The organism is Glacieibacterium arshaanense (genome assembly GCF_004681125.1).
In the GTDB taxonomy this organism is placed as follows: domain Bacteria; phylum Pseudomonadota; class Alphaproteobacteria; order Sphingomonadales; family Sphingomonadaceae; genus Polymorphobacter_A; species Polymorphobacter_A arshaanense.
Map to the genome: position 1 here is coordinate 631,200 of NZ_SIHO01000002.1, position 25,999 is coordinate 657,198.

Annotated in this window: 24 protein-coding genes; 9 read left to right on the forward strand and 15 right to left on the reverse strand. The window is 65.6% G+C overall.

The genetic code is table 11. From position 1 onward, the window contains the following. Positions 1-55 precede the first annotated feature (55 nt). Together EUV02_RS09250 and EUV02_RS09255 are read right to left on the reverse strand one after the other, a co-directional pair. Positions 56-1,558: an arylsulfatase gene (locus EUV02_RS09250; RefSeq protein ID WP_135245948.1), complete on the reverse strand. Its 1,503-nt coding sequence runs from the start codon at positions 1,556-1,558 to the stop codon at positions 56-58. 186 nt (positions 1,559-1,744) lie between these two features. Beyond that, positions 1,745-2,674 carry a LysR family transcriptional regulator gene (locus EUV02_RS09255; RefSeq protein WP_135245949.1) on the reverse strand — a complete coding sequence of 310 codons (930 nt, stop codon included), beginning with the start codon at positions 2,672-2,674 and terminating at the stop codon, positions 1,745-1,747. 188 nt (positions 2,675-2,862) lie between these two features. Here EUV02_RS09255 and EUV02_RS09260 point away from each other — a divergent pair, with 188 nt between their 5' ends. Then, entirely contained in the window at positions 2,863-3,399 is a 537-nt protein-coding gene (locus EUV02_RS09260; protein ID WP_135245950.1) for an SRPBCC family protein, read from the forward strand. Between the two features lie 11 nt (positions 3,400-3,410). Here the strand turns inward: EUV02_RS09260 and dapB are convergent, their stop codons facing one another. Beyond that, the gene (dapB, locus tag EUV02_RS09265) at positions 3,411-4,193 is read right to left on the reverse strand and encodes a 4-hydroxy-tetrahydrodipicolinate reductase (protein WP_279379514.1); all 783 of its coding nucleotides are present in this window, start codon (positions 4,191-4,193) and stop codon (positions 3,411-3,413) included. A gap of 41 nt (positions 4,194-4,234) precedes the next feature. Here dapB and EUV02_RS09270 point away from each other — a divergent pair, with 41 nt between their 5' ends. Further along, entirely contained in the window at positions 4,235-4,954 is a 720-nt protein-coding gene (locus tag EUV02_RS09270; protein WP_135245951.1) for an NAD-dependent deacylase, read from the forward strand. Positions 4,955-4,967: 13 nt separating this feature from the next. Here the strand turns inward: EUV02_RS09270 and EUV02_RS09275 are convergent, their stop codons facing one another. Continuing rightward, entirely contained in the window at positions 4,968-5,366 is a 399-nt protein-coding gene (locus tag EUV02_RS09275) for a metallopeptidase family protein (RefSeq protein WP_135245952.1), read from the reverse strand. 35 nt (positions 5,367-5,401) lie between these two features. Here EUV02_RS09275 and EUV02_RS09280 point away from each other — a divergent pair, with 35 nt between their 5' ends. Further along, complete coding sequence (locus tag EUV02_RS09280; protein WP_135245953.1) at positions 5,402-5,680, forward strand: 4a-hydroxytetrahydrobiopterin dehydratase; 279 nt, start codon at positions 5,402-5,404, stop codon at positions 5,678-5,680. Between the two features lie 213 nt (positions 5,681-5,893). Here the strand turns inward: EUV02_RS09280 and EUV02_RS09285 are convergent, their stop codons facing one another. From EUV02_RS09285 to EUV02_RS09310, 6 genes are all read right to left on the reverse strand, one after another. Further along, positions 5,894-6,673 (reverse strand): SDR family NAD(P)-dependent oxidoreductase, encoded by a 780-nt coding sequence (locus EUV02_RS09285; protein ID WP_135245954.1) that lies wholly within the window; start codon positions 6,671-6,673, stop codon positions 5,894-5,896. Between the two features lie 151 nt (positions 6,674-6,824). Continuing rightward, a complete protein-coding gene (locus EUV02_RS09290; RefSeq protein ID WP_166430579.1) occupies positions 6,825-7,736 on the reverse strand; it encodes a DMT family transporter in 912 nt (303 codons plus the stop codon). Between the two features lie 125 nt (positions 7,737-7,861). Continuing rightward, positions 7,862-9,205, reverse strand: a complete 1,344-nt coding sequence (dnaA, locus tag EUV02_RS09295) for a chromosomal replication initiator protein DnaA (RefSeq protein WP_243445889.1) — start codon at positions 9,203-9,205, stop codon at positions 7,862-7,864. 786 nt (positions 9,206-9,991) lie between these two features. Next, positions 9,992-10,255, reverse strand: a complete 264-nt coding sequence (rpsT, locus tag EUV02_RS09300; RefSeq protein WP_135245957.1) for a 30S ribosomal protein S20 — start codon at positions 10,253-10,255, stop codon at positions 9,992-9,994. A gap of 136 nt (positions 10,256-10,391) precedes the next feature. After that, positions 10,392-11,219, reverse strand: a complete 828-nt coding sequence (mutM, locus tag EUV02_RS09305) for a bifunctional DNA-formamidopyrimidine glycosylase/DNA-(apurinic or apyrimidinic site) lyase (RefSeq protein ID WP_135245958.1) — start codon at positions 11,217-11,219, stop codon at positions 10,392-10,394. Positions 11,220-11,380: 161 nt separating this feature from the next. Then, the gene (locus tag EUV02_RS09310) at positions 11,381-12,652 is read right to left on the reverse strand and encodes an MFS transporter (protein ID WP_135245959.1); all 1,272 of its coding nucleotides are present in this window, start codon (positions 12,650-12,652) and stop codon (positions 11,381-11,383) included. A gap of 192 nt (positions 12,653-12,844) precedes the next feature. On the opposite strand from EUV02_RS09310, the gene EUV02_RS09315 reads away from it, so the two are divergent. Continuing rightward, positions 12,845-13,843: a phosphotransferase family protein gene (locus EUV02_RS09315; protein WP_135245960.1), complete on the forward strand. Its 999-nt coding sequence runs from the start codon at positions 12,845-12,847 to the stop codon at positions 13,841-13,843. Beyond that, positions 13,843-14,205 (forward strand): DUF6285 domain-containing protein, encoded by a 363-nt coding sequence (locus EUV02_RS09320; protein WP_135245961.1) that lies wholly within the window; start codon positions 13,843-13,845, stop codon positions 14,203-14,205. Before EUV02_RS09315 ends, EUV02_RS09320 begins: the two co-directional genes overlap by 1 nt. Here EUV02_RS09320 and EUV02_RS09325 read toward each other — a convergent pair. Further along, positions 14,202-14,891: a DUF4336 domain-containing protein gene (locus EUV02_RS09325; RefSeq protein ID WP_135245962.1), complete on the reverse strand. Its 690-nt coding sequence runs from the start codon at positions 14,889-14,891 to the stop codon at positions 14,202-14,204. The two genes, EUV02_RS09320 and EUV02_RS09325, sit on opposite strands and share 4 nt — an antisense overlap. A gap of 104 nt (positions 14,892-14,995) precedes the next feature. Between EUV02_RS09325 and EUV02_RS09330 the strand changes: the two genes are divergently transcribed. Further along, positions 14,996-15,544 carry a pseudouridine synthase gene (locus tag EUV02_RS09330; RefSeq protein ID WP_135245963.1) on the forward strand — a complete coding sequence of 183 codons (549 nt, stop codon included), beginning with the start codon at positions 14,996-14,998 and terminating at the stop codon, positions 15,542-15,544. Positions 15,545-15,625: 81 nt separating this feature from the next. Here EUV02_RS09330 and EUV02_RS09335 read toward each other — a convergent pair whose 3' ends face one another. Further along, positions 15,626-17,122 (reverse strand): MFS transporter, encoded by a 1,497-nt coding sequence (locus EUV02_RS09335; protein ID WP_243445842.1) that lies wholly within the window; start codon positions 17,120-17,122, stop codon positions 15,626-15,628. A 189-nt stretch (positions 17,123-17,311) separates the two neighbouring features. On the opposite strand from EUV02_RS09335, the gene EUV02_RS09340 reads away from it, so the two are divergent. Together EUV02_RS09340 and EUV02_RS09345 are read left to right on the forward strand one after the other, a co-directional pair. Beyond that, positions 17,312-18,787, forward strand: coding sequence for a M20 family peptidase (locus EUV02_RS09340; protein WP_135245964.1), 1,476 nt, complete (start codon positions 17,312-17,314; stop codon positions 18,785-18,787). Further along, entirely contained in the window at positions 18,754-20,955 is a 2,202-nt protein-coding gene (locus EUV02_RS09345) for a penicillin acylase family protein (protein ID WP_243445843.1), read from the forward strand. Before EUV02_RS09340 ends, EUV02_RS09345 begins: the two co-directional genes overlap by 34 nt. Positions 20,956-21,087: 132 nt before the next feature. Here the strand turns inward: EUV02_RS09345 and EUV02_RS09350 are convergent, their stop codons facing one another. Further along, positions 21,088-22,233 carry a ribosomal protein uL16 3-hydroxylase gene (locus tag EUV02_RS09350; RefSeq protein ID WP_135245965.1) on the reverse strand — a complete coding sequence of 382 codons (1,146 nt, stop codon included), beginning with the start codon at positions 22,231-22,233 and terminating at the stop codon, positions 21,088-21,090. A 208-nt stretch (positions 22,234-22,441) separates the two neighbouring features. Between EUV02_RS09350 and EUV02_RS09355 the strand changes: the two genes are divergently transcribed. Next, positions 22,442-24,547 carry a toll/interleukin-1 receptor domain-containing protein gene (locus EUV02_RS09355; RefSeq protein WP_166430580.1) on the forward strand — a complete coding sequence of 702 codons (2,106 nt, stop codon included), beginning with the start codon at positions 22,442-22,444 and terminating at the stop codon, positions 24,545-24,547. A gap of 50 nt (positions 24,548-24,597) precedes the next feature. Here EUV02_RS09355 and EUV02_RS09360 read toward each other — a convergent pair whose 3' ends face one another. Together EUV02_RS09360 and EUV02_RS09365 are read right to left on the reverse strand one after the other, a co-directional pair. Then, positions 24,598-25,131 carry a hypothetical protein gene (locus tag EUV02_RS09360; RefSeq protein WP_135245967.1) on the reverse strand — a complete coding sequence of 178 codons (534 nt, stop codon included), beginning with the start codon at positions 25,129-25,131 and terminating at the stop codon, positions 24,598-24,600. A gap of 256 nt (positions 25,132-25,387) precedes the next feature. Further along, a complete protein-coding gene (locus EUV02_RS09365; protein ID WP_135245968.1) occupies positions 25,388-25,921 on the reverse strand; it encodes a hypothetical protein in 534 nt (177 codons plus the stop codon). Positions 25,922-25,999 lie beyond the last annotated feature (78 nt).

Here is a 25,999-nt window from a genome sequence, read left to right on the forward strand (position 1 = left end):
GTCCCCCATGAACCGTGCGGGCGCCGCCGGGACTGGCGGCGCCCGTCTTGATGCGTCAGGCGCCGCCGGTGGCGCCCTGGTGCATCTTTTCGAGAACGCCCGACAGGTTGAACGACGCGGCCTTTTGGCGCGGCGGGAACTCGGCGAAGGTGGCGAGCACCTGGCCGACCAGAATCTGCGCCGGCACGAGCAGGTAGACGTGGTCGAACATCCAGTCCCAATAGCTGTTCGACGTGATGTCGGCATGCTCATAGGGATCGGTGCGCAGGTTGAAGATCTTGGGCAGACGCAAGGTCGTCAGCGGTTCGGCCCAGATCATGCAGGTGCCCGGCATGCGCTGTTCCATGAACACGAACTTCCAGTTGTCGACGCGCAGCCCCGACAGTTCGCCGTCATCGGTCCAGTAGAGGAAGCCTTCGCGCGGGCTCTTGCTCTTGCCGGTGATGTGGTCGAGCTGGTTCATGCCGTCGATGTAGACCTTGTAGGGCTTGCCATCGATGGTCGTGCCCTTCTTCAGGTCTTCCTTGATGTTCGGCGCACCGGCCATGGCAGCCAGCGTCGGGAACCAGTCAAGGTGGGCGACGATGTCGTTCGACACCGAACCCGGCTTGATGTGGCCCGGCCAGCGCACCAGGCAGGGAACGCGGTAGGCGCCTTCCCAGTTGGTGTTCTTTTCGCTGCGGAACGGCGTCGTACCGGCATCGGGCCAGCTGTTGCAGTGCGGGCCGTTGTCGGTCGAGTACATGACGAACGTATCGTCGACGATGCCCAGTTCCTCGAGCAGGTTGAGCAGCACGCCGATGGTCTTGTCATGGTCGATCATGACGTCGTGATATTCCGACTGCCAGCGACCCGACTGGCCGAGGCTTTCGGGCTTGGCATGCGTACGGAAGTGCATGTGCGTCGTGTTGAACCACACGAAGAACGGGATGCCCGCAGCGTTCTGGCGCTTGATGAAGTCGACGGCGAGCGCGAGCGCTTCCTCGTCGATGGTTTCCATGCGCTTCTTGGTCAGCGGGCCGGTGTTCTTGATGGTCTGGCCGCCCTTGCCGTCGGCATGGCAGTGCAGCACGCCGCGCGGGCCGAACTTTTCGAGGAAGTTCGGGAAGTCCTTGGCCGGCGGATAGTCGCGCAACTCGGGCTCTTCCTCGGCATTGAGGTGGTAGAGGTTGCCGAAGAACTCGTCGAAGCCGTGCATCGTCGGCAGATGCTCGTCGCGGTCGCCAAGATGGTTCTTGCCGAACTGCGCGGTGTTGTAGCCTTGGCCCTTCATGACGCGGGCAATCGTCGGGTCCTTGTCGCTCATGCCGGCTTCGGCACCGGGCAAGCCGACCTTGGTCAGGCCGGTGCGCATGCCGTTCTGGCCGGTGATGAAGCTGGCGCGGCCAGCGGTGCAGCTCTGTTCGGCATAATAGTCGGTGAACAGCATGCCCTGTTCGCCAATCGAATCGATATTGGGGGTGCGATACCCCATCATGCCCTTGGTGAAGATCGACAGGTTCGACTGACCGATATCGTCACCCCACATGATCAGGATATTGGGTTTTCCGCCTGGCATCGTTTCCTCCTCGATTATTGTTGCAGTTCATCACGAATTTCAGGTCTGTGCAGTAATTACACACACCGACTCCGGCGTCTTCGCGCCAAGGGCCGGCAATTTGATATCAAGCCAATGCTTAATGCAAGTTACACGCGTGTGCAGACGCGCCTAGTCCCGAAACGGTTTGACCGCGATAACCTGAAGTTACCGCGCCGCCGCGGCGGCGAACGCGGCTTCGATCAACTGCGCGACCTTTTGTCCCGGGCGTGACAGCGCCCGCCCGGCGGGCTGCGCGCAATGGATGTGGTGGCGAAAATCGATGCCCGGGATATCGAGCGTGGCAATCGCATAGCGCTTCTGCAGCCGCGCCAGAATCTGCGGCGACGCGTAGGAGACCATGTCCGACGTCTCGACGGCTTCGGCGAGCATCTCGAAATCGTCGCACTGGAACCCGGTGTGGAGTTCGCCGACGCCGGCCGCACTGCCATACCAGGCCGCGAACGGCGCGGTGAGGCGGACATGCGCGATTTTCCATGGCCGCAGGTCGCGCAGCTCGACGCGCGGCTGCAGCGCCAGCGGATGCCCCTTGCGCACGAAAAACACCGGCTCCACCTCGTCGATGACCCGCGCCTGGATGTTGGCCGGCAAGCTGATGGCATCGCAATTGCCGATGAACATGTCGATGTCGCCGCGCACCAGCCGCGGGAACTGTTCGGACGGCGTGCCGACGTCCATCTCGATGGCGATGCCGGGATGGTCGCGGGCGCAGCGGGCAATGACCTGCGACGCAATAATCGGTGCCGCGACCGGCCCGGCGCCGATGCGGACGCGGCCGGTTTCGGACAGCAACTCGTCGCGCAGGTCGCGGTGGATGGCCTCCAGGTCGAGCAGGATCTGGCGCCCGCGGCGCAGCAGCAGCGTGCCGATTTCGGTTGCCACCGCGCCGGTGGTCGAACGCTCGAACACCACCATGCCGAGCCGGTCCTCGATCAACCGGATGTTCTTGCTCAGCCCCGGCTGCGTCATGCCGAGCGCGTCGGCAGCGCGGCGGATGCTGCCGTGATCGGCGACCGCCAGCAGTTGAGCAATGTCACGCGATCCCAGCGCTCCATAGCCCGGCCGCTCAGCATTCATCGGCTATTTCCCCAGGTAATCACGGACCTTCCATCAGCTTATAGCGCGAATGCGGCGCGGGTCTAATATCAAAGCGCAATGCTGGTCCATGCCAGTGCGACAGAGTCGCAATTTGCCGCGATTGCCGTTAATCTGCTGTACCGGCAGGTTGGCGTTGCGGCGCGCGGCAGGTTCGGTCAGGGAGGCTCATGTTCAGAATTCTCACAGTTGTCGTGGCACTGGCGCTGGCGGTGCTGTTTGGCCGCGCGGCACTGTCATCGGGTGATTTCCAGGTCGAAAGCGCGCGTGTCATCGAAGCCGCGCCGAAGGATATCATGCCGTATCTCGACAATTTCCACGGCTGGGCCGGCTGGTGGCCGCCCGAGCGCCAGAACCCCGGCCTTGTCGCGCAGTTCAGCGGCAGCGCCAGCGGGCCGGGCGCCACCTATGACTGGTCGACCGGCGGCGTCGCAGGCGCGGGCCGCATGACGATCATCGCCGAGCAGCCCGATTTGCTGACCATTGCCGTCGACCAGCGCCGGCCGCTGGTGACACAGGCGACGATGGAGTTCCGGCTGGCAAAGGTCGATGACGGCACCCGCGTGACGGTCAAACATACCGGCCACCATGACCTGTGGACGCGGCTGCGGCATCCATTGGGTGTTGATACCGACGCGCTCGAAACCCAGCTCGACGATGCGCTGACCTATCTTAAGCTGGTGGTCGAAGGCACCGAACCGAGCTGAAGCGCGCCGGGCTAAAGCCCCAGCACCTGCGCCATCGTGTAACGCCCGGCGGGCTTGCCGCCGAGCCATGCCGCCGCGCGTACCGCACCGCTGGCAAACAGCTCGCGGCCTTCGGCGTGGTGGCTGATGATCAGCCGCTCGCCTTCACCGGCGAACAGCACGCTGTGGTCGCCCGCCGCTGAGCCGCCACGCAGCGAGGCAAAGCCGATTTCGCCGGCCACGCGTGCCGGGCCGATGCCGTCACGGCCACGCTTGGCGACGCTCGCCAGCGCGACGCCGCGCCCCGATGCTGCCGCCACCCCCAGCGCCAGCGCCGTGCCCGACGGCGCGTCGCGCTTGTGGCGGTGGTGGAGTTCGGCGATTTCAATATCCCAGTCGGTGCCGAGCAGCGACGCGGCGCGTTCGACCAGCGCGGCCATCACCGTCACCCCCAGACTGGTGTTCGCCGCCTGCAGCACCGCAATGCTTTGCGCCGCGCGGTCGATGGCGGCGTGGTGGCTGGCATCGAGCCCGGTTGTGCCGACCAGAATCGCGCACTTTCCCGCGCACGCGGCTTCCAGATTGCCCGCCAGCGCTTCGGGGGTGGTGAAATCGATCAGTACGTCGCAGCTATGCGCGATCGCCGTCGCGTTGGCGCAGACAGTGAGCTTGTCGACAACCTTGGTGCCGACCGCCGGGTGTCCGGCACGTTCGGCAAGGCCCGCGAGCTGCAGTTCGGGCGTCGCGCCGACCGCCGCGATCAACGCCGCGCCCATGCGGCCGCCCGCACCCAAAATCCCGACCTTCACCGTCACCCGCGTTTTCCCTCCCGCCAATCGGCGCTATAGCGGCCATTATGCACACTCCGCGGTCAATCGTCATCCTCACCGGCGCCGGAATCTCGGCCGAATCGGGCGTGCCCACCTTCCGCGGCCCCGACGGGCTGTGGGAAGGCCGCCGCGTCGAGGACGTCGCCACGCCCGAGGCGTTCGCGCGGGCGCCGGCCGATGTGCAGCGCTTCTATGACTTGCGCCGCGCCGCGCTCGCAGGCGTTCACCCCAACCCCGCGCATGTCGCGCTGGCGAAACTGCAGGCAGCACTGCCCGGTGCGGTGATGATCGTCACGCAGAACGTCGACGACCTCCACGAACGCGGCGGTGCGGCCGAGGTCATCCACATGCACGGCCAGTTGCTCAGCGCGCTGTGCCTGGCATGCGGCGACACCGCCCGCTGGGACGGCGACCTCGGCGACAATCCGCCATGCCCCGGCTGCGGCACGGCGGGCCAGCTCCGCCCCGACATCGTCTGGTTCGGCGAGATGCCGTACCACATGGACACCATTGAAGCCGCGCTTGTCGCCTGCGACACCTTTGTGTCGATCGGCACGTCGGGAAACGTCTATCCCGCGGCGGGCTTCGTCGAACTGGCGCGGCGGACGGGGGCGCATTGTCTGGAAATCAACCTTGAACCGTCGCTCGGCGCCTCGCGGTTTCACGAGGTGCGGCATGGGCCGGCGGGGGTGTTGGTGCCGGCTTGGGTTGACGAGGTTTTAAGGGCCTCCGGCGGGCAGGGGTGACCCCTGCACCCGATTATTCCGGCGCGGCTTCGATCGCCTCGATGTCGTCATCGCTCAGCCCGAAGTGGTGGCCGACTTCGTGGATCAGCACGTGCGTCACCCAGTCCTCGAGGCTGTCGGTCGATTCGGCCCAGGCGTCGAGGATCGGGCGGCGGTAGAGGTAGATGGTGTCGGGTAGTGCGCCGGTCGGTTCATCGCCCTTCATCCCGACATGCCGACCTGAGTAGAGGCCGAGAATGTCGAATGGCGATTCGAGCTCCATGACGCGCATGACTTCGTCATCGGGGAAGTCCTCGACGCGCAGCAGCACGCTGCGCAGGTGGTCGCGGAAGAGTGGCGGCAGGCGTTCGACCACGGCTTGTGCGAGCGCGTCGATTTGGTCGAGGCTCGGGGGACGAAGTTGCGCTATCATGCGGCGCTTCTAATGCCGCGACCGGAGACTGCGCAATGGCAATACCTCGTTTGACCGATGCTGAAATTGAGCTGGCGCTGGTGGCGCTGCCCGGCTGGAACCGCGTCAGTGAGGGGATCGAGCGCAGCTACAAGTTCGCCGATTTTATGCATGCGTTCGCGTTCATGACACGGGTGGCGCTGCTGGCGGAGAAGGCCGACCATCATCCGGAGTGGTTCAATGTCTATAACCGGGTGGATGTGCGGTTGACGACGCATGATGCCGGGGGGCTGAGCGCGCGGGATGTGGCGCTGGCGACGGCGATTGATGCGTAATCCCCTCTCCCCTTGGGGGAGAGGGCGACACGCGCGTCTTCGCGCGGCGGGGTGAGGGGTGCTTCTGTTTAGAAAGTAAGAGCGTCGTGGCAAAGCCACGCCGTCGGACGGGTTCGGCGGGTCTTCCCGCCGCCCCGCCGTCCGGCTTCGCGCGAGTCCGCAGCTAACGCGAAAATCGCAAGGGCAATTTTCGCGTTATCTACTGGCCGCGCGTCAGCGCGGAGCCATACGAATCGAACCGTCGAGACGCACATCTTCACCGTTGAAATACGAGTTCCGGCACATTTCCAGCGCCAGCGACGCATATTCCTGCGGCGCACCGAGACGCTTGGGGAACGGCACCGACGCGCCGAGCGCATCCTTGACGTTCTGCGGGGCGGCCTGCAGCAGCGGCGTGTTGAAGATGCCGGGCAGGATGGTGTTGACGCGGATACCGTCGCCCGAAAGATCGCGCGCGATCGGCAAGGTCATGCCGACGACGCCGCCCTTCGATGCCGAATACGCTGCCTGGCCGATCTGGCCGTCTTCGGCGGCGACCGAAGCGGTGTTGACGATCGCGCCGCGTTCGCCGTCTTCCATCGGGTCGAGCGTCAGCATGCCGGCCGCCGACTTGGCGATGCAGCGGAAGGTGCCCACCAGGTTGATCTGGATGATCAGGTTGAAGGCATCGAGCGGGAAATGCTTGATCGTGTTATCGGCCTTGTTGCGGCTGGCGGTCTTCACCGCGTTGCCGGTGCCGGCGCAGTTGATCAGGATGCGTTCCTGGCCAATCGCAGCACGTGCCTTGGCGAAGCCGGCATCAACCGACTCTTCCGAGGTGACGTTGACGTTGCAGAACACGCCGCCGATTTCGGCTGCGACCTTCTCGCCCTTGTCGGCGTTCATGTCGAAGATCGCGACCTTGACGCCTTCGGCCGCCAGCGCGCGCGCCGTGGCTTCGCCCAGGCCCGAGGCACCGCCGGTGACAACTGCCGAACATCCGCTGAGTTTCATGTGATCCATTCCCTTTTCTAGTGATTCGCGGGCGGACATTATGGAGAGTTGACGTTTACGGCAACTAGAGAGTCAAAGAGCCTCCGGCGGGCAGGGGTGACCCCTGCACCCAACAATCGGGTGCAGGGGTCACCCCTGCCCGCCGGAGGCTCTATAAGGCTCTGTCCGCAACCTGGCTGGCGGGCCGCAGCGACCGCGCCACCACCGCTTCGCGATAGGCGAGGTAGATCGTCGAGCCGATGACCAGCGCGCCGCCGATCAGCGTGAAGGCATCGAGCCGTTCGTCGAACATAGTAATGCCGATCAGCGTCACCAGTCCGAAGCGCACGAAATCATACGGCATCACCGCGGTGGCCTCGGAAAGCTGGAAGGCGCGCGACATCGACAGCTGCCCGACCGCGGCGCAGATGCCGATGGCGACAAGCAGTGGCCAGGTTTCAGGCGCCGGCCATTTCCACCAGAACAGCGCTACCGCCGCCGACACCGGCAGCATCAGCACGAAGCTCCACACCGTGACGCTGCGTGAGTCGTCGCTGCCGACGAGCTGCTTGATCGCCACCAGCGAGAACGCCGTCGTCACCGCCGAAATCATCGCCGCCGCAATACCCGGCGTCATCGGCATCGACCCCGGCCGCAACACGACCAGCACCCCGGCGAAACCGACCAGCACCGCTCCGATGCGCCGGCCGTGGATCTTCTCGCCCAGGAACAGCACCGCGCCCACCGTCGCAAACAGCGGCGCGGAGTAGTTGATCGCCAACGCCACCGCCATCGGCGCGTTCGATACCGCGTAAAAGGTGCAATAGGTGGCGATGATCCCCGATGTCGCGCGCCGCACATGCACCGGCAGCCGCGACGTCACCATCAACCCCGGATTGCGCAGCAGCATCGGCGTCAGCGCCAGCAACCCGAACGCATTGCGGTAAAACACCAGTACGAACGGGCTGAGATCACGGCTCGCCAGCCGGATCAGCCCCCACATCGTCGCAAACGCAAAACACGACAAGATCATCCAGGCAGGGCCGCGCGCGCCGGCGGGCATTCGGTCGATCAGGCGGTTCATGCGGGCGGGTGTAGAGCAAGGGGGAAGGGGAGAATAGAGCCTCCGGCGGGCAGGGGTGACCCCTGCACCCATTGTTTGGCGCGCTTCAATCGGGTGCAGGCCTCAGGCCTGCCCGCCGGAGGCTCTTAGCTATCGAGCAACCGCGTCAACGCCGCGACGTCACCGTCGAGTTCGCGATCCCCGGCGCGGAGTTCGTCGATGCGCTTGACCGCGTGCATGACGGTGGTGTGGTCGCGGCCACCGAAGCGCCGGCCGATTTCGGGGAGCGAGCGCGGGGTGAGTTTCTTGGCGAGGTACATCGCGACCTGGCGCGGGCGGGCGACTTCGCGGGCGCGGCGGGCGGACAGCAGGTCGCTGAGCTTGATTGCGTAATATTCGGCGACCTTGCGCTGGATCTCGTCGATGGTGACTTTCTTTTCGTGCGCGCGCAGCAGGTCGGCGAGCGTTTCGCGGGTGAAATCGAGCGTGACGGGTTTGCCGACGAGGCGCGCATAGGCGACGACGCGGTTCAAGGCGCCTTCGAGTTCGCGGACGTTCGAGGTGATCTTGCGTGCGAGGAATTCGATGACATCGGCGGGCACGGTGGCGCCAATCGACTCCGCCATTGCGGCAACCTTGGTGTGCAGGATGTTGAGCCGCAGTTCATAGTCGGCGGCGTTGATGTCCGCCACCAGCCCCCAGGCCATGCGGCTGAGGATGCGGTCCTGGATGCCTTCGAGGTTCTGCGGGGAGCGGTCAGCGGTGATGACGAGGCGTTTACCGGCGCTGATGATCTCGTTCATCGTGTGGAAGAATTCTTCCTGCGTCGATTCCTTGCCGGCGATGAACTGGACATCGTCGATCATCAGCAGGTCGACCGAGCGCAGCCGCTGCTTGAAGCTGATGGTGTCCTTGGCGCGCAGTGCGGCGAGGAATTCGACCATGAACTTTTCGGCCGACAGGTACGCGACCTTGGCGTTCGGATTGCGGGCGCGCAGCTCGCCGCCGATGGCGTGCATCAGATGGGTTTTGCCGAGCCCGGTGGTGCCGTGCAGGAACAGCGGGTTGAAGCTGACGGGGCCGCCTTCGGCGAGCGTGCGCGCGGCGTTGTAGGCGAGCTCGTTCGATTTGCCGACGACGAAGCTGTCGAAGCTGTAGCGCGGTTCGAGCGGCAGGCCGATGCAGCTTTCGGGCGGCGTGACCGCGCTGGCTGCGGCCGGTGCTGCCGCGGGTGCAGCTTGCGGCGCGGCCATGCGCATCGCGGGCTGGACGCTGAGCACGACATGGCCGACCTGCGGGCAATGCGTTGCCCACAGCACGCGCAGGCGTTCGAGATAGTGGCTCGAAATCCAGTCGGCGAGGAAGTGCGTCGGCAGCGCCAGCCGCACGGTGTCACCCTGGACGGCGATGAATTCGATCGGGCGCAGCCAGTTGTCGAAGGTGCGCGCGCCGCATTCGGCACGCAGCGTGGCGCGAATCGCCTCCCACATGGCGCCGACATCGGCGGGCAGGCGCGACTCGGCCGCGACCGAATCGTCGCGCGAATCGACAGCCGCCGGGATAAGCGATTCGGTACCCGATTCGACTGAAAACAGGGTCGATGCGCGCGCCAGCGCAGCCGGAATCGTTGAAGCTGGAGCGGCGGTCGGGGAAGCCTGTGTTGCCATGTTGGTTGATCAAACTCCCCGAAATCCACTCGCACTGAACGTCAACATGAACCGCGCCCGCCGGATCGATGATCCGGAGGTGATGCCTGCCCAGGTCAAAACCAGTGCCGCCTCCCCGTTTAATCGTGCCGGATGAACACCTTGCGCCTGACGCCCCCCGTTCGATCGGCTAGGTGCGATGCGTTTCCCGTCACGTCGTCCCGGCCCAAAATTCACCCGGGCAAAGCGCACAGTTCCAGCGGCGGCGCTGCAGGGTGCAGTACATCCGTGGGCCGGTTTGAGCCGGCATTTGCTGTTCGATTTTCAACCCGGCCGAACGTGTGGCCGAAGCCGCTACTAACCACCGCCGCGCCGCCCAAGCAAGGGCAAGAAATTACACAAAACTGAAATATTTCGATTGACACGATTTCGTTGGATTTTCCGTGGGCGCGTCATAAGTTATTGAAATCATTGGAACGATTTGTGACGTTTCGATGTCAACCGAATCGCCTGCAACGCCGTGCAAGTGCTTGCCGGCAATGCAAAAAGGGCCGCCCGAATCGGGCGACCCTCATGTCATTCCAGCGTCTGGCGGGACCCGTTGAGGCCGTCGCCGGAGCGTTCAAATTTTCAGGCGAGCGCCTTCACGCGCTTTGCGAGGCGGGCGATCTTGCGCGCCACGGTGTTCTTGTGGAGCACACCCTTCGACACGCCGCGCATCATCTCCGGCTGGGCCGCCTGCAGCGCTGCTGCGGCATCGGCCTGGACGCCGGCTTCGATGGCCGATTCGACCTTCTTGACGTAGGTGCGGATGCGGCTGACGCGCGCCTTGTTGATCGCGGCGCGACGGTCGTTGCGACGGATGCGCTTTTCAGCTTGCGGTGTATTCGCCATGTCTGTCCTCAGAATTCGGTTCGTTCACTGGTGCAAACCAGCGTGCGGCGTCAGGCAGGCCCGGCACCGCGAAGAGCGCGTTCCCTATAGACGACCGCGCCGCAGGTCAAGACAGACAAGCGGCACGACGGCAAATTCAGGCACGCGGCGGTTTCTGGCAGCTCGGGCAGAAGAAGCTCGAGCGGCCGCTCTGGACGATGCGCACCACCGGCTTCGCACATACCGGGCACGCCGCGCCCTCGCGCCCATAGACGCGCCAGTCGTTCTGGAAATAGCCAAGCTCGCCGTCGAGCTGGACGAAATCGCGCAAACTCGACCCGCCCGCGGCAATCGCAGCATTGAGCACGCTGCGAATCGCGTCGACCAGCGGGCCGAACTTCGCCGCCGGAATGTCACCGCCGGCGCGCGCCGGATGCAGCCCAGTCAGGTGAAGCGCCTCGCAGACATAGATGTTGCCGAGCCCCGCGACGACAGTCTGGTCGAGCAGCAGCGCCTTGACCGGTGCCACACGGTCCTTGAACGCCGCGCGCAGATGCGCCGCCGTCAGCCCGTCCCCCAGCGGCTCGGGGCCGATGTCGGCGAGCAGCGGGTGGCTGCCAAGGTCGGCGGTCGGCACCAGATCAAGCGAGCCGAACCGTCGCGCATCGTTGAACGCGACAGTGTGCCCGTCATCGGTGGTGAACACGATATGGTCGTGCTTCTCCGGCGCCGGCGCATCAAGCCGCATCCGCCCCGACATGCCGAGATGGAAAATCACCGTGTCGCCGCGGTCGGTATCGATCAGGCCGTATTTGGCGCGCCGCCCCAGCCCGGTCACCCGCGCCCCCGTCAGCCGCTGCCCCAGATCAACCGGCAACGGCCGCCGCAGATCAGGCCGGTTGACCGCCACATGCGCGAAACGCCGGCCCTCCAGCACACCACGCAGGCCGCGCACGACGGTTTCGACTTCGGGAAGCTCGGGCATCGTGTGCACCTGTCATGTCGGGGGGTGACAGTAAAGGGCCTCCGGCGGGCAGGCCTGAGGCCTGCACCCATATGCTGCCGGCGCCACACCGACCCACGTCGGTTTAGGCGGCACCCACCCAATATATGGGTGCAGGGGCAAGCCCCTGCCCGCCGGAGGCCCTACTCGTCTAAAATAGGCTCGCCGCTCGACCAGAAATACCACACGACCGCCCCGAACACGTTGATGCCGGCGGTCAATGCGAAGGTCGCGGCGTAGGTGCCGGTCAGGTCGAGCAGCAGGCCGGTGGCATAGACGCCGATGATGCCAGGGATGGTGCCGCCGATGTTCGACATGCCGAACAGGATGTCGGCGTGCTGCGGGGCGATATCGAGGTGGTTGCCGCCGAAGCCTGACCCTGACACGCCGAGTGCGGCGAGTGCGAGGCATAGCGTGGCGAGCGCGGTGGCTGGCGTCGTCGCCTGGCTGGCGAGCAGCAGGAAGCCGGCGCTGACGAGCATCGAGGAGATCTGCGCGACCTTGCGGACGCGGGTGATGGGGGTGCCGCGCTTGATGGCGCGGTCGGCGAACCAGGCGGCGATGTTGCCGGCGGCGAAATAGGCGAGCCACGGTCCGACGGCGAACAGCCCGGCATTGGTGACGTTCATGCCTTGGGCGTCGCGGAAGTAGGACGGCAGCCAGGCGAGCGCCAGATAGAGCAGCCAGTTCGAGGTAAAGTGGTTGATGATCAGCGCCCACACCGCCCTGTGGCGCAGCAGTTGTGCCCAGGGGATAGCAACGCGCGGGCCTTCGTCGCTGATGCACTCGGCGAGCAGCTCGCGTTCGCCGGCGGAGATGCGCGGGTGCTTGGCGGGACTGCCGTGGATGAACAGCATCCACACCACGGCGAACACCAGCCCGGCGCCGCCGAAGACGTGGAAGACGCTTTCCCAGCCGAATTTGGTGACGAGGATGCCGGTGGTCGACAGCGCGAACACCGTGCCCAGCGGGATGCCGGCGTAGGCCAGCACGACGCCGCGGGTGCGCTCGGCCTTGGGCAGCCAGCGTGCGTAGAGGTTGAAAATCGCCGGGAAGGTCGCGGCCTCGCCCATGCCCATCAGGATGCGCGTCGCGATCAGTGCGGCGAACGACGTCAGCGCCGCGACCGGCGTCAGGAAGGTGAACAGCGACCAGCCGAGCAGCGCCAGCCCGAGCAGCGTCTTGCCGCCCCAGCGGTTCGCCGCCCAGCCGCTCGGCAGCATCGCCAGCAGATAGCCGATGAAGAACGAGCTCAGCACCAGCCCCTTGGTGGTCGCCGACCAGCCGAACTGTTCGGCCATCGGGATGATCGCTACCGAAATGTTGACGCGGTCGATGTAGCAGGTGAACGCCGCGACAAAGCACAAGGCGACAAGGATGTGGCGCTTGGCGACGCCGGCATTGGCAGTTGGCATGGTGATCCCCCGTGGCCGATCACGCTACGCGACGCGCCAGTTTCGCGCAATTGCCGCACACGGGGGCTTCCCTTGCAGATAACAGCGGCTAATGGTGACGCCGCAATGCGCCGCAAAGGCGTGAGAAGTAGCGCGCCGGATCGGCGCCGGGGAGTTGATCGATGACCGCGAACGGCCAGGGACGAAACCAGCATGGCGCTTGATATCAAACCCGATGCGCTGGCGGCGGTGCTGGCGCGGACCACGGGCACCGATGTGCAGGTGACGCGCATCGATGCGCTGTCGGGCGGTGCGTCATCGGCGACGTTTGCAGTGAAGGCCAGCAAGGACGGCGCCGACTGGCCGTTGATCATGCAGTGCAGCGCCGCGGGTGAACCGGCGCCGGGCGCAATGGCCAAGCGCACACAGGCGCGGTTGCAGGAAGTGGCGCGCAAGGCCGGGCTTCCGGTCGCCGAAACCGTGGCGATTCTGGAGGCCGAGGATGGCTTGGGCGACGGCTTCGTGATGACGCGCATCGACGGCGAGAGTCTGGCGCCGCGCTACCTGCGGCTGCCCGAATATGCCGCCGCGCGCGAAGCGATGACGGCGCAGTGCGCGACCGCGCTGGCGCGGTTGCACGCACTGCCGCGCTCGGCGTTCGACGGGCTGCCGCTGACCGGCGGCTCGCCGCAGGCGCTGCTGGCGAAGAGCTTTGCCGCTTATCGCAACTTCGGCATCGAGCTGCCGGCGTATGATCTGGCGTTCGCCTGGCTCAAGGAACGGCTGCCCGATACCGAGCCGACGGCGCTGGTGCATGGCGACTTCCGCAGCGGCAATTTCATTGTGGGCACCGACGGCCTGCGCGCGATTCTCGACTGGGAACTCGGCCATTTCGGCGACCCGCTCGAGGATATGGGCTGGCTGTGCGGCAACGCCTGGCGCTTCGGCAACTGGCAGAAGCCCGTCGGCGGCTTCGGCGAGCGCGAGGCGCTGTATGCGGCATATGAGGCCGCCGGTGGTGCCAAGGTGGACCGCGACGCGGTGCACATATGGGAAGTCTGGGGCACGCTGCGCTGGGGCATGTCGTGCGTGATGCTGGTCAGCGACCATCTGTCGGGCCGCGTGCCGTCGGTCGAGCGCGCCACCATTGGTCGCCGCATTTCCGAAAACGAACTCGACCTGCTGTATCTATTCAAGCACGGGAGCATCTGATGAGCGGCACGCCTTCGGTCAGCCAGCTGGTTGACGCCGTACGACTGTTCCTTGCCGAAGCCGAAACCGAGCTGTCGGGGCGTCTGGCGTTCCACGCCAAGGTCGCGGGCAATGCGCTGGCGATCGTGACGCGCGAACTGGCGGCATCACCCGAACCTGCCGAACGCGCCGCGCTGACGGCGCTGACGGGGCACGACGGGCCGACGGCCGAGCTGCGCCACGAACTGTGCGAGCGGCTGCGCGACGGTCGCGCCAATGCCCAGACGCCGGGGCTGGTCGATGCGTTGTACGCGGCGGCGGTGGCGCAAGTCGCCGTCGACAACCCGCGCTACGCAACGTTCAAGCGCGCTACCGGCGCCTAGGGCCGCAGCCACGCGAAAGCGCGGGCGATCAACGCCTGCGCGCCCGACCCGACGGGCGGGGCATGTGCGGCGAGCAGTCGCTCGGCAGGCCATGCGACGATACGGCGGACAGCCACGCGCGCCGCCGCACGATTGACGAAAGCGCGGCGGAATTTGTTGGGCACGCGCGGTTCGTCGCCGACCATGCCGTCGAGCCGCGCCACCAGCGCGCGCCAGCCGCCAAACCAACCGTGCGGAAACTGCTGGAGCAGGTCGGTGAACAGGACCGTAGCGCTGGCCCGGTGGAAGAACACGACTTCGGTGGTGATCAGGTTGCCGCGCACCGCGACCTGGTCGATGTCACCGGCCCAGCCGGGCGGCGGTGTGTCACCGATTTCGGCAGCGAACGCGATGTCCTTGCGCTTTCTACTGAGTCCCGGCGCTGCGTATAGCCGCGCGGTGGGGTAGGCGGCCTGCCAGTCGCCGAGATGCAGATGATGGAGGGAGTTGGGCGCTACGACATGCGCGACCGGCCCCAGCGCATCGACGGCAGCGCGCAACGGGACCGACAGCGCCACCGGTGACCAGATAAACAGCGTGCCGTCCGACAGCCGGATCACCGCCATGCGCGTCGGGTAACGGAACCCCGCGACGACCGCCTCGGGGCCATCGCTGATCCAGATTGACGGGCCGAAGCGGTGCAGCATGTCCGCGTTCAAAGCATCGCGGTGGGAACGCGGCAAGCCGAATCGCGTGACCTGCCAGCGGCGACATTCTAAACCGGCGCGACCGAGGTGAGGGACACGGGGCGATGGCGCGGCTGATCCTGTTCAACAAGCCGTATGACGTGCTGTCGCAGTTCACCGACGCGCGCAGCCCGACGCCGCGCGCGAAGTTGTCGGACTTTATCGACGTGCCCGGTGTGTATCCGGCAGGCCGGCTCGACCGCGACAGCGAGGGTCTGATGTTGCTGACCGACGACGGCCGGTTGCAGGCGCGTATCGCCGACCCGCGTTTCAAGTTGGCGAAGACCTATCTCGTGCAGGTCGAGGGCGAAGTCACCGACACCGCGCTCGAACCGTTGCGGCGCGGGGTAGCGTTGAATGACGGCATGACCTTGCCGGCGCTGGCCGAGGCCATTGACGCCCCCGACCTATGGCCCCGCACGCCACCGGTGCGGTTCCGCAAGACCGTCCCCGATGGCTGGCTGCGGTTGACCATCCGCGAAGGCCGCAACCGCCAGGTGCGCCGCATGACCGCTGCCGCCGGGCTGCCGACGTTGCGGCTGGTGCGCTGGCAGGTGGGGGAGTGGTGCGTCGACGGGCTGGCGCCGGGGCAGTGGCGCGAGGTGACGGTTTAAGGGCCGCCGGCGGGCAGGGGCTTGCCCCTGCACCCAGACAATCGGGTGCAGGCCTCAGGCCTGCCCGCCGGAGGCTCTAACTCAATCCAGCAACCGCCGCGCCGCGAGCGCCGCGAGGTTGGCTTCATGGTCGCTGCGCGTCAGCTTGTAGAAGCTCAGCGCGAAGATCATCGCGAGCCAGAACGACAGCACGGCGGGCACATAAAGCGCGCCGAGCCGCCAGATGGCTTCCGGCGACACCTGTGTCGGGTCGGCGCCGGCTTTAAGGCCCGCAATGGTCAGCACGAACGAGGCGATGGTGACGCCGAGCCCGGAGACCAGCTTGCCGAGCAGGGTTGTCGACGACACGAACAGCCCTTCGGAACGGCGCCCGGTCTGGAGTTCGGATTGTTCGACAAGGTCGGCCATCATCGATGCGGCGAGGATCTGGAAGGCGATGATCAGCCCGACGTCGATCACCGATGCCGTCAGCACGAACCAATAGACCCAGCCGACATTGCCCGGCGGCAATAGCCCGATCAGGCGGAGGAAGATCGGCAACGGCGCGCCAAGCACCGCGAGCAGCCCGATGATCAGCGCGCCCCGGCGCTTGCCCATGCGGCGCGTTGCAACGGGCGCGAGAATCCCGCCAACGACGGCCGACAGAAGCAGGCTGAATGTCAGCAGCGCAATCTGCTGCGAACTGAAGCCCCAGAAATAGATGCTGATGTAGTTTGACAGCGATGCCGACACGCCGCCGGCAATCAGACCGAATGCCGAGGTCGCAAACAGCGCAAAAAACGAGCGGTTCGACAGCGTTTCGAAGATTTCGGAGAAGATGACCCGCAGCGTGCGCTGGCGGGCCGGCGGGGGTGACTTGAGAATGGGAATGCGGCGGTGCGTGCCAAGCGCGCAAACCAGAATGGCCACGAACAGCACCACCGAAGCGACGATACCATAGAGCCGGTAGGCGTCGCGGTTGAACTGGCCGTTGGGGACTGCCGGCGTTGAAAATGCCGGGAAGATGGCGCCGAACAGCAGCACCGCAATCAATATGCCGCCGACCCAGCCGAAAAATGTACGCAGCGACAGCAGCGAACTGCGCGCATCATAATCATCGGTAAGTTCGGGCGCGAGCGCGCTGCTGGGAATTTCGTAGAATGAAAAGGCGACGCGGATCAGCGTGCTGAGCCCGAGCAGATAGCCGAACAGCGCCATGTCCGACCAGCCGTGCGGCGGGTTCCACAGCATGAAATACAGCCCCGCCACCGGAATCACCGCGGCATACATCAGCGGGTGGCGACGGCCCCAGCGGCTGTGCAGATTGTCCGAATAATAGCCGACGACCGGGTCGATCAGCGCATCGACAATCAGCCCGAGCGTGATCGCCAGCCCGACCAGCCGCGCATCGACACCGATGACCTGCGAATAGAACAGCAGCAGCAAAAACCCGAAGCCATTGTCCTTGACGCCGCTCGCCACCGACCCCAGCCCATAGGCGATGCGCATGGGCCGCGACGGTATCGGCAGAACGGGTACAGTTTTGGCGGGAGCGTTTGGCTCGAACTCGGCGTCAGCCGTTGCAGCGATTTCAGTCATGCGGGTGCAGCGGTATCATGGCGTTTGGTACTCCCCAATTCCGTGCGCCGGCTTTTGCCGACTGCAATTGGGTCACACGCTAGTGTGCCATTTCAGGAACGACAAGCACCCTGTTGCGTCCGGTCAGGGTTCCGCACCCCGGCGACATGGGCTAGCGTGCCGCCAGCGAAATTCTGCGGGGAAGATGACATGGCGATGGTGCGCAATCTGTTGCTGGCGGGCGCCGGCGTTCTGGCAATCGGTGCGGCAGTGGTGGCGGTGCGGACGCTGACCTATGCGCCACCGTCGGCAGTCGATCTGTCGAAGGTGGCGCTGGTCGCGGTGCCGAAGTTCGACATCAACGCCGCCGCCGCGCATCTGGGCGAGGCTGTGCGCTTCCAGACAGTGTCGCATCAGGACAAGGCCGACAACGACCTGACGCAGTGGGACGCGCTGCACGCCTGGTTGCAGGCGACCTACCCCGCCGTCCACAAGGTCATGCGCCGCGAGGTCATTGCCGACCATGCATTGCTCTACACCTGGCCGGGCAGCGACGCGTCGCTGCCGCCGCTGATCATGATGGCGCATCAGGATGTCGTGCCGGTCAGCGAGGGCACCGAAGGCGACTGGACGCACCCGCCGTTTTCGGGCGTGGTTGCTGACGGCGCGGTCTGGGGCCGCGGCAGCATCGACGACAAGGGCGCGCTGATCGGGCTGTTCGAAGCGTTCGAGACTTTGGCGAACAGCGGTTTCGTGCCGAGCCGGACGATCCTACTGGTATCGGGGCATGACGAGGAAGCCGGCGGCAGCGGCGCGGTTGCGGTGGCGGCGGCGCTCAAGGCGCGCGGCGTCAAGGCGTTGCTGACGCTCGATGAGGGCAGCGCCATCGTCAAGGACAACCCCGTCACCGGCGGGCCGGCGATTCTCATCGGCATTGCGGAGAAGGGCTACGGTACGCTCGAAGTGACCGCCAAGGGCGCCGGCGGCCATTCATCGATGCCGCCGCCCGAAACCGCGGTCGGCACGCTGGCGCACGCAATCGTCGCGATCACCGGCAACCCGTTTCCGCTGCGCTTCAGCGGCCCCGGCGCGATGATGCTCGAAGCGCTGGCGCCGGCGGCGAAATGGCCGGTGCGCATGGCGGTCGCCAACCAATGGCTGTTTTCGGGCATGCTGACCAAGCAGATGGCGGCCACGCCGACGGGAGCGGCGATGCTGCACACGACAATCGCGCCGACGATGCTGGAGGGTAGCCCCAAGGAGAATGTGCTGCCGGCGACCGCACTGGCGCGCATCAACTACCGCATCGCGCCGTCGGACAGCTCGGCGGACGTGCTGACGCATACCAAGAAGGCGCTGGGCAGCATCCCGGTGACGCTGGCGTGGAACCGGCCGCCGCGTGAACCGTCGCCGGTATCGTCGACCAATTCCGAAGGCTGGAAATGGGTTGCGGCAAGTGCGGCCGCGGCCAGCCCCGGCAATCCGCTGGCACCTTCGCTGGTGGTTGCGGGCACCGACAGCCGCTCGATGAGCGAGGTGTCGGCCGACGTCTACCGCTTCCAGCCGATCGAGCTGACGATGGTCGAGACCAAGATGATCCACGGCACCAACGAGCATATGACGCTCGCCAATCTGCAACGTACGATCAGCTATTGCACGCAGCTTGTCGCGAGCGCGGCGAAGTGAGGCTGTGGCGCGGCGGGGCAGCGCTGGGGCTGGTACTCGCGGCGCTGCCGCTCGCTGCGGCGGACAATCCGGCGAGCTGGCGCGCACAGGCGGCGAAGGTCGATATCGTCCGCGACGACTGGGGCATCGCGCATATCCACGGCAAGACCGACGCCGATGCGGTGTTCGGGATGATCTACGCGCAGGCCGAAGACGACTTCAACCGCGTCGAAACCAACTATCTGGTGGCGCTCGGGCGGCTGGCGGAGGCCGAGGGGCCGTCGGCAGTGGCGCAGGATTTGCGGACGCGGCTGTTCATCGACCCCGCCGATTTGCAGGCGCGCTACGCCAAGGCGCCGGCGTGGCTCAAGGCGCTGGCGGTCAGCTGGGCCGATGCGCTCAATTTCTATCTGGCGACGCACCCGGAGGTTAAACCGCGCGCGCTGACGCATTTCGAACCATGGATGACGCTGGCGTTCAGCGAAGGCAGCATCGGCGGCGATATCGAACGCATCAACCTCGCTGGCGTCGCCAAGCTCTATGTACCCGACGTGCAGGTGGCATCTGCCAACCCGAAGGATTTTGTCGAACCCAGCGGCTCGAACGGCATCGCTATCGCGCCCGCCAACACCGCCGACGGCCATGCGCTGCTGCTCATCAACCCGCACACCAGCTTCTATTTCCGTGCCGAACAGCAGGTCACCAGCGATGCCGGACTCAACGCCTATGGCGCCGCGACCTGGGGGCAATTCTTCGTCTACCAGGGCTTCAACGCGCACGCCGGCTGGATGCACACAACCAGCAGCGTCGACAGCATCGACGAGTTCGCCGAAACGCTGGCGCTTACCGGCGCCGGGCCCAGCGGCTACATGCACGGCGGCAAGCTGCAGCCGATCATCACGAAGCAGATTACGCTGAACGTGCGACAAAGCGACGGCACTCTCAAGCCGCGCAGCTTCACCACCTGGGCGACCTTGCACGGCCCGATCGTCCGCCGCGAAGGCGACCGCTGGATCAGCGCCAGCCTGATGCACATGCCCGTCGAGGCGCTCAGCCAGTCGTTCCTGCGCACCAAGGCGCAGAACTATGCCGACTTTGCCAAGGTCATGCAGCTCGGCGCCAATTCGACCAACAACACGGTGTTCGCCGACAGGCAAGGCACCATCGCCTTCCTGCCGCCGCAGTTCATCCCGCGCCGCACCGACAGCGTCGATCGCACCAAGCCCGTCGACGGCAGCAACGCCGCGCTCGACTGGCAGGGCGTGCTGCCGCTGAGCGAAACCCCGGCGATCATCAACCCCGCCACCGGCTGGGTCGCCAATTCGAACAACGGGCCGTGGAGCGCCGCCGGCAGCGCCAGCCCGGTGCGCGCCAGCTTCCCGCGCTACATCGACAGCGTCGGCGAAAACCCGCGCGGCGTGCACTCGACGCGGCTGTTCGACGGCAAGCGCGGCTGGTCGCTGAACGGGCTGGTGACTGCGGCCTACGACCCGGCGCTGCCGGCGTTCGACCTGATGCTGCCGCCGTTGTTCGCGGCCTATGATGCGCTGCCCGCGAATGACGCGCAGCGCGCGCGCCTCGCCGACCCCATCGCCGCGCTGCGTGGCTGGGACCGGCGCTGGGCGACGACATCGGTGCCGACGTCGCTCGCGGTATTTTGGGCCGAGGAGATGTGGCGCCTGACGTCTGCGCCGTATCAGGGCGTCGGCATGAGCATCTTTGACGATGTGCTGTCGCGCACGACGCCGGCACAGAAGCTCGGCGCGCTCGATACGGCCGTGGCGCGGCTGTCAGGCGACTTCGGCAAATGGGCGACGCCGTGGGGGGAAATCAACCGCTTCCAACGCCTTGATGACAGCATCGCGCCGCACTTCGATGACAGCAAACCCAGCCTGCCTGTCGGCTTCACCGTGGGGCGCTGGGGATCGTTGGCATCTTTCGATGCGCGCGCCTGGCCGGGAACGAAACGCTACTATGGCAACAGCGGCAACAGTTTCGTCGCCGTCGTCGAATTCGGCCCGCGCGTGAAGGCCCGCGCCGTCAACGCCGGCGGCCAGAGCGGCCACCCCGGGTCACCCCACTTCGACGATCAAGCGCAGCGTTACACCACCGGCGACCTGCGCGCGGTTTACTATTACCCTGACGAACTGGCGGGACATGTCGCGCGGCGGTACCGGCCGGGGGAGTGAGATAAGAGCCTCCGGCGGGCAGGCCGCAGGCCTGCACCATAGGTTTGGGGTGGTGCTGCAGGAACTGACGCCGGCTAGTCGTGCGCGCCCCAAACTATAGGTGCAGGCCTGCGGCCTGCCCGCCGGAGGCCCTTAATCTGCAAACCCCAAACTACCTTGGTTGATCAACGCTTCGAGCAATTCCACCGCCGCCGCAGACTTCGCTAACGCCGGGTCAGCCGCGATGCGCGGCTGCGCGCACAGCCGTTCGGCCAGCGCGGCGGTTTCGCCGCTGCAGTCGATGCCATCGCCGTCGACGAACAGCGTCAGGGCGTCGGCGCCGGTGCGGACGAAGGCGAAGCGGCTGGCGGGGTTGCGTTCGAGGGCGGCGCCGCGGTCGAGGGCCTTGCGCAGCGCCTTGGTGCTGGTGGTGTCGTCGGGGGTGTAGTCGGCGTCGGGGTATTTGGGGGTGCTGGTGAAGCTGCCGAACCAGCGCGCGAAGCCGGCGCGGTCGTTGAGTTTTTCGCTGACCATGGCGTGCAGGCGATCGAGCGCGGCGGGCGCTATTTCGCCAGGGTTGGTTTGCGGGGCGAGGTCGGGGTCGCCGTAGCGGTCGTCGTCGGCGAGTTCGGCCAGCAGATGGTCGCACCAGTGCGCGATCAGTTCTGCGCGTGACGGGGCGCGGAAGCCGACCGAATAGGTCATGCAGTCATCGCCAACGGCAACGCCGTCATGCGCGAAGCGCGGCGGCAGGTAGAGGATGTCGCCGGGCTCAAGAATCCATTCGTCGGTGGCAGTGAAGTTTGCGAGCAGGCGCAATTCATCGTTGGGCAGCATCACCGCGTCGGCATCGGCGATTGGCCCGACTTGCCAGCGCCGGCGGCCGAGGCCCTGGATCAGGAATACGTCATATTGGTCGAAGTGCGGTCCGACGCCGCCACCGTCGCTGGCGTAGCTGACCATGACGTCATCGATGCGCCAGTTCGGCACGAAGCGGAACGGCTCGATAAGCGCGGCAACGTCGGGAACGATCTGGTCGACCGCCTGCACGAGCAGCGTCCACGGATGCTTCCCGGTCTTGGCGAAGCGCTTTTGCGCAAACGGTCCGTGCTCGACCTTCCAGTCGCCCGCCTTGCGCGTCACCAGCCGCGCCTCGACGCCGTCCTCGCACGCGAGACCGGCAAGGTCGTCGGGGTCGAGCGGGTTCTGCCAGTGCGCCCAGGAGTTGCGGATCAGGCAAGGCGTCTTCTGCCAATGGTCGCGCAGGAAGGCGGCGGCATCGAATTTGTCGGGGTGCATCACAGGCTCGCAGCGCTACGGCGACGGCAGGCGCGCCGTCGAATGTCCTTTGGCAGTGCGGCGGGCAAATTGACAGCGCACTGTCGCATGTTGCGACGGTGCGCCATTGTGCAATCGCGTGCGACAGCGCAGACTGGGTACCGGGTCAGCATGGCGTCGGGTTTCTGCGGTGCAGGACCTGGTGGCAGGCGTCCGAAGGGGGGCGGGCGTGTCGGAATACCGCTACAAGGCGTTCATCAGCTACAGCTGGGCCGATGCCAAATGGGCCAAGTGGCTGCTTGGCGCGATCGAGACCTATCGCACACCGGCGGCGCTGGTCGGACAGGAGGGGCGCTACGGTCCCGTACCGGCGCGACTGCGGCCGCTGTTCAAGGACCGCGAGGAGCAGCCCGCGAGTGCGGGTATCGGCAGCGCGCTCGATGAAGCGCTGGCCAGTTCGGAATTTCTGATCGTCATTTGCTCGCCGCGTGCGGCCGCGTCGAAATGGGTCAATCATGAAATCGCCTGGTTCAAGACGCACCGTGATCCGTCGCGCATTCTCGCGCTTATTGTCGACGGAGAACCCGGCACGGCGCTGCACCCGGCGCCGCATGGGCAGGACTGCTTTCCCAAGGCGCTGACGCACATCGTCAACGCTGACCTGACGGTGACGCATGCCCGTGCCGATGCACCTCTGGCCGCCGATGCGCGCAAGGTCGGTGACGGCAAGACCAACGCCAAGCTCAAACTTGTGGCGGCGATGCTCGGCGTCGGCCTCGACGAGCTTGTCAACCGCGACGTGCGGCGCCGGGCGTTGCGGGCGCGGCTCATCGCCAGTGCGTCACTGGCACTCGCGGCGGTGATGGCGGTGCTGGCGTGGTTCGCCGTGCAGGCCCGCAACGAGGCGCAGCAGCAGCGCGCCGCGGCCGATGGACTGGTCGAATTCATGCTCACCGACCTGCGCGAAAAACTCGAACCCGTCGGCCGGCTCGATGCGCTCGATGTCGTGGGGAAGCGCGCGCTGACCTATTACGGCGAACAGCCAACTGGCGATCTCGACGCCGATGCGCTCGGGCGCCGCGCGCGGGCGCTGCATCTGGTCGGCGAAGTCCGCGACTTGCGCGGCGACAGCGAGGGCGCGCTCAACGCCTTCAAGCAGGCCGCCGCGACAACACAGGAACTGTTGGCCCGCGACCCCCGCGACGGCCAGCGCATCTTTGACCATGCCCAAAGCGTCTATTGGGTGGGGTATGTCGCGTATCAACGCGGTGAATCCACGATCGCCGAGCCGGCTTTCCGCGATTACAAGCGCTTGGCGCAGCAGCTGGTGGCACTCGACCCCGGCAACGACGACTGGCAGATGGAATTGTCCTATGCCGAGGGCAACCTCGGAACGTTCCTGCTCGGCCAGAAGCGCTATGCAGAGGCCGAGCGGGCGTTTGCTGCCGAAGTCGCCATTGTCGACGCCTTGGCCGCCAAGACACCGCGCGACATGGACCGGCAACTCGCGGTTGCCGAGTCGATGGCGCCGCTGGCGCTGACACGGCGCATGCGCGATGATCCGGCCGGTGCGCGTGCAGCACTCGAACGCGAAACGGCGATTTATCGCAAGGTGCTTGGCGCCGACCCGAAGAACGCGACCGCCAAGCGCGGGCTGCTGGTGGCGATGGCGTCATCGGGCGCGGTATTGCTGGCCCAGGGCGACATCGCCGCAGCGCTGGCGGCCAATCGCGCCGCCGACGATGCGGTCGGCGAGTTGCTCGTCATCGACCCGTCGAACAGCCAATGGACCGAATTTCGTGTGCGCATCCGGACGGCGCTTGCCGAGATTTTGCTTTATGTCGATGACCTTGCTGCCAGCCGGTCGGCCACTGTGAGCGCCCGCTATTATCTCAACACTCTGACGGCCAAGGACCGGCACAACCATGTCTGGAATGCGATGCTGCCCGGCCGGCTCGGCTATATCGAAGCGCAGCAACTCCGACATGAGCGCAAATATGCCGAGGCTGCCGAACGCTTGTCGGCTTCGATCCGCCATGCTGGCGAACAAGCCTACGCCGCTGATTCCGATGCCGACTTCACGATGGGATTGATGCTGCTGCTGCAGGGCGAGCTGGCCCAGAAGCGCGGCAACGATGCCGACGCGCGCGCCGCGTGGCAGCAGGCACGACAGTTGACCGGCGATAGCGGCGACGTCGAATCGCGGATGCTTGCGGTTCGCTATATCGCGCTGGACCGCCTCGACCAGCCGGTTGCTGCCGGCGCCATTGCCGCAGCGCTCGACAAGCGCGGTTACCGCCACCCACTTTATACGCAGGCACGAACGCCTGGCTGATTGCCGGATGGAGCCGGCAGCCAGCCAAGCGCGTGTGTCTAGTGGCTAGCTTATTGGGTGACCGGCGGCGGCGTCACGATGCGCGGATCGATCGTGATGTAATAGGCGGAACCGACGCCAGCGATGTCGGGAACAACGAAACCCAAAGAATAATAATAGGCGTTGTCGTCGTCGAGGTTGTCATCGAGCACAATGTTATGCGGATCGGACTGGGTGAACGACATGCCGGCAATCGTTATCTTCGGTGCCCCCGGGGCCTCGCTTGCCGTGAACCAGCCATAGCCGACGTTGTCCCCAGGCCCATTCCCCGAGCCCTCGGTGGCCGTAGCCCAGCGCACCGGATAGCTGTTGCCGTCGTTGCCCTGCACGGCACCGCAAATCCGGAAGGTGATATCGATGTTCTGCGTGTAGCCCGGAACCGATGGGAACTTGGCCGAGTCGATGTTGCCAGCTACATCTATCAGGAGACCGGTTGGCGCGACGGAAGGTGTCGTGCTCACAAGGCTGAAACCTAAGGTGAGGCCCGGCGCGCCGACGCTTCCGTCCGCATTTTGATGGCCACCGATTCCAACTTCGACTGTCATTGCTCTATCTGGCATTGCTGCCTCCTGTAGTTGCCCTCCCCCCGTTCGGACGTTGCCTCAGGCGTGGAGGGCGGCCTCGCCTGCGACAGGTTCGCAGCATAGCATGAATTGTCACGCGACCTGCTGATATTCCGCGCGCTTCGGATTAGGTGAAGCGCCCGATGACGGTGCCGCCGTGGGCGGTGATGACGACGTGCGGGGGCTGATTGCCGGCCGGAGTCGGCGGCCGGCCAGGCGCATTGCTGTGCGGATTTGCCTATTGCCCGATCGGTGGCGGCGTGACGATGCGCGGATCGATAGTGACGTAGGTGACAGATCCGGGACCCATAATATCCAGCACGACAAAGCCCAGCGAATAGCAATAGGGGGCACCATCCTCCAGATTGTCATCGAGCGTGATGTGCGTTGAATCGCTCTGCGTAAACCACATGTCGGCAATTGCTTTTTTCGGCGACCCCGGGGCCTCGCTGTCAGTGAACCATCCATAGCCTACATTGGCATTGGGGCCCGAGCCCGAACACTCGGTCGCTGTCGCCCAACGCACAGGATAAAGCGCGCCATCATTGCCAAGCACCGCGCCAGCAATGCGAAATGTCGTGTCGATGTTGGGACCATAGCCGTCGACGAACGGAAATTTCGTCGCATCAATGTTCCCATATTGATCAATGATAGTTCCGGACGGGGTCACGGATGGTGTCGTGTCGATCAGCGAAAACCTATGGGTCACACCAGTCGCATCGACGGTGTAGTTTGCATTTTGGTGACCGCTGATTTCAACCAAAACATTCATGGACCTGTCTGTCATCGCTTCCCCCCTGTCATGTGCGCGCCCCACCTAAACAGTTATAGTCGGATCATTGCACGATCC

Bases quoted from the DNA above. Each gene is read 5' to 3' on its own strand.
- EUV02_RS09310 (WP_135245959.1), bottom strand. From the start codon at position 12,652: ATGCCAACTGCCAATGCCGGCGTCGCCAAGCGCCACATCCTTGTCGCC.
- EUV02_RS09275 (WP_135245952.1), bottom strand. From the start codon at position 5,366: ATGATAGCGCAACTTCGTCCCCCGAGCCTCGACCAAATCGACGCGCTC.
- EUV02_RS09270 (WP_135245951.1), top strand. From the start codon at position 4,235: ATGCACACTCCGCGGTCAATCGTCATCCTCACCGGCGCCGGAATCTCG.
- rpsT (WP_135245957.1), bottom strand. From the start codon at position 10,255: ATGGCGAATACACCGCAAGCTGAAAAGCGCATCCGTCGCAACGACCGT.
- EUV02_RS09280 (WP_135245953.1), top strand. From the start codon at position 5,402: ATGGCAATACCTCGTTTGACCGATGCTGAAATTGAGCTGGCGCTGGTG.
- EUV02_RS09320 (WP_135245961.1), top strand. From the start codon at position 13,843: ATGAGCGGCACGCCTTCGGTCAGCCAGCTGGTTGACGCCGTACGACTG.
- EUV02_RS09285 (WP_135245954.1), bottom strand. From the start codon at position 6,673: ATGAAACTCAGCGGATGTTCGGCAGTTGTCACCGGCGGTGCCTCGGGC.
- mutM (WP_135245958.1), bottom strand. From the start codon at position 11,219: ATGCCCGAGCTTCCCGAAGTCGAAACCGTCGTGCGCGGCCTGCGTGGT.
- EUV02_RS09365 (WP_135245968.1), bottom strand. From the start codon at position 25,921: ATGAATGTTTTGGTTGAAATCAGCGGTCACCAAAATGCAAACTACACC.
- EUV02_RS09260 (WP_135245950.1), top strand. From the start codon at position 2,863: ATGTTCAGAATTCTCACAGTTGTCGTGGCACTGGCGCTGGCGGTGCTG.
- EUV02_RS09330 (WP_135245963.1), top strand. From the start codon at position 14,996: ATGGCGCGGCTGATCCTGTTCAACAAGCCGTATGACGTGCTGTCGCAG.
- EUV02_RS09335 (WP_243445842.1), bottom strand. From the start codon at position 17,122: ATGACTGAAATCGCTGCAACGGCTGACGCCGAGTTCGAGCCAAACGCT.
- EUV02_RS09290 (WP_166430579.1), bottom strand. From the start codon at position 7,736: ATGAACCGCCTGATCGACCGAATGCCCGCCGGCGCGCGCGGCCCTGCC.
- EUV02_RS09325 (WP_135245962.1), bottom strand. From the start codon at position 14,891: ATGCTGCACCGCTTCGGCCCGTCAATCTGGATCAGCGATGGCCCCGAG.
- EUV02_RS09255 (WP_135245949.1), bottom strand. From the start codon at position 2,674: ATGAATGCTGAGCGGCCGGGCTATGGAGCGCTGGGATCGCGTGACATT.
- EUV02_RS09250 (WP_135245948.1), bottom strand. From the start codon at position 1,558: ATGCCAGGCGGAAAACCCAATATCCTGATCATGTGGGGTGACGATATC.
- dnaA (WP_243445889.1), bottom strand. From the start codon at position 9,205: ATGTGGGAGGCGATTCGCGCCACGCTGCGTGCCGAATGCGGCGCGCGC.
- EUV02_RS09315 (WP_135245960.1), top strand. From the start codon at position 12,845: ATGGCGCTTGATATCAAACCCGATGCGCTGGCGGCGGTGCTGGCGCGG.
- EUV02_RS09350 (WP_135245965.1), bottom strand. From the start codon at position 22,233: ATGCACCCCGACAAATTCGATGCCGCCGCCTTCCTGCGCGACCATTGG.
- EUV02_RS09340 (WP_135245964.1), top strand. From the start codon at position 17,312: ATGGCGATGGTGCGCAATCTGTTGCTGGCGGGCGCCGGCGTTCTGGCA.
- EUV02_RS09360 (WP_135245967.1), bottom strand. From the start codon at position 25,131: ATGACAGTCGAAGTTGGAATCGGTGGCCATCAAAATGCGGACGGAAGC.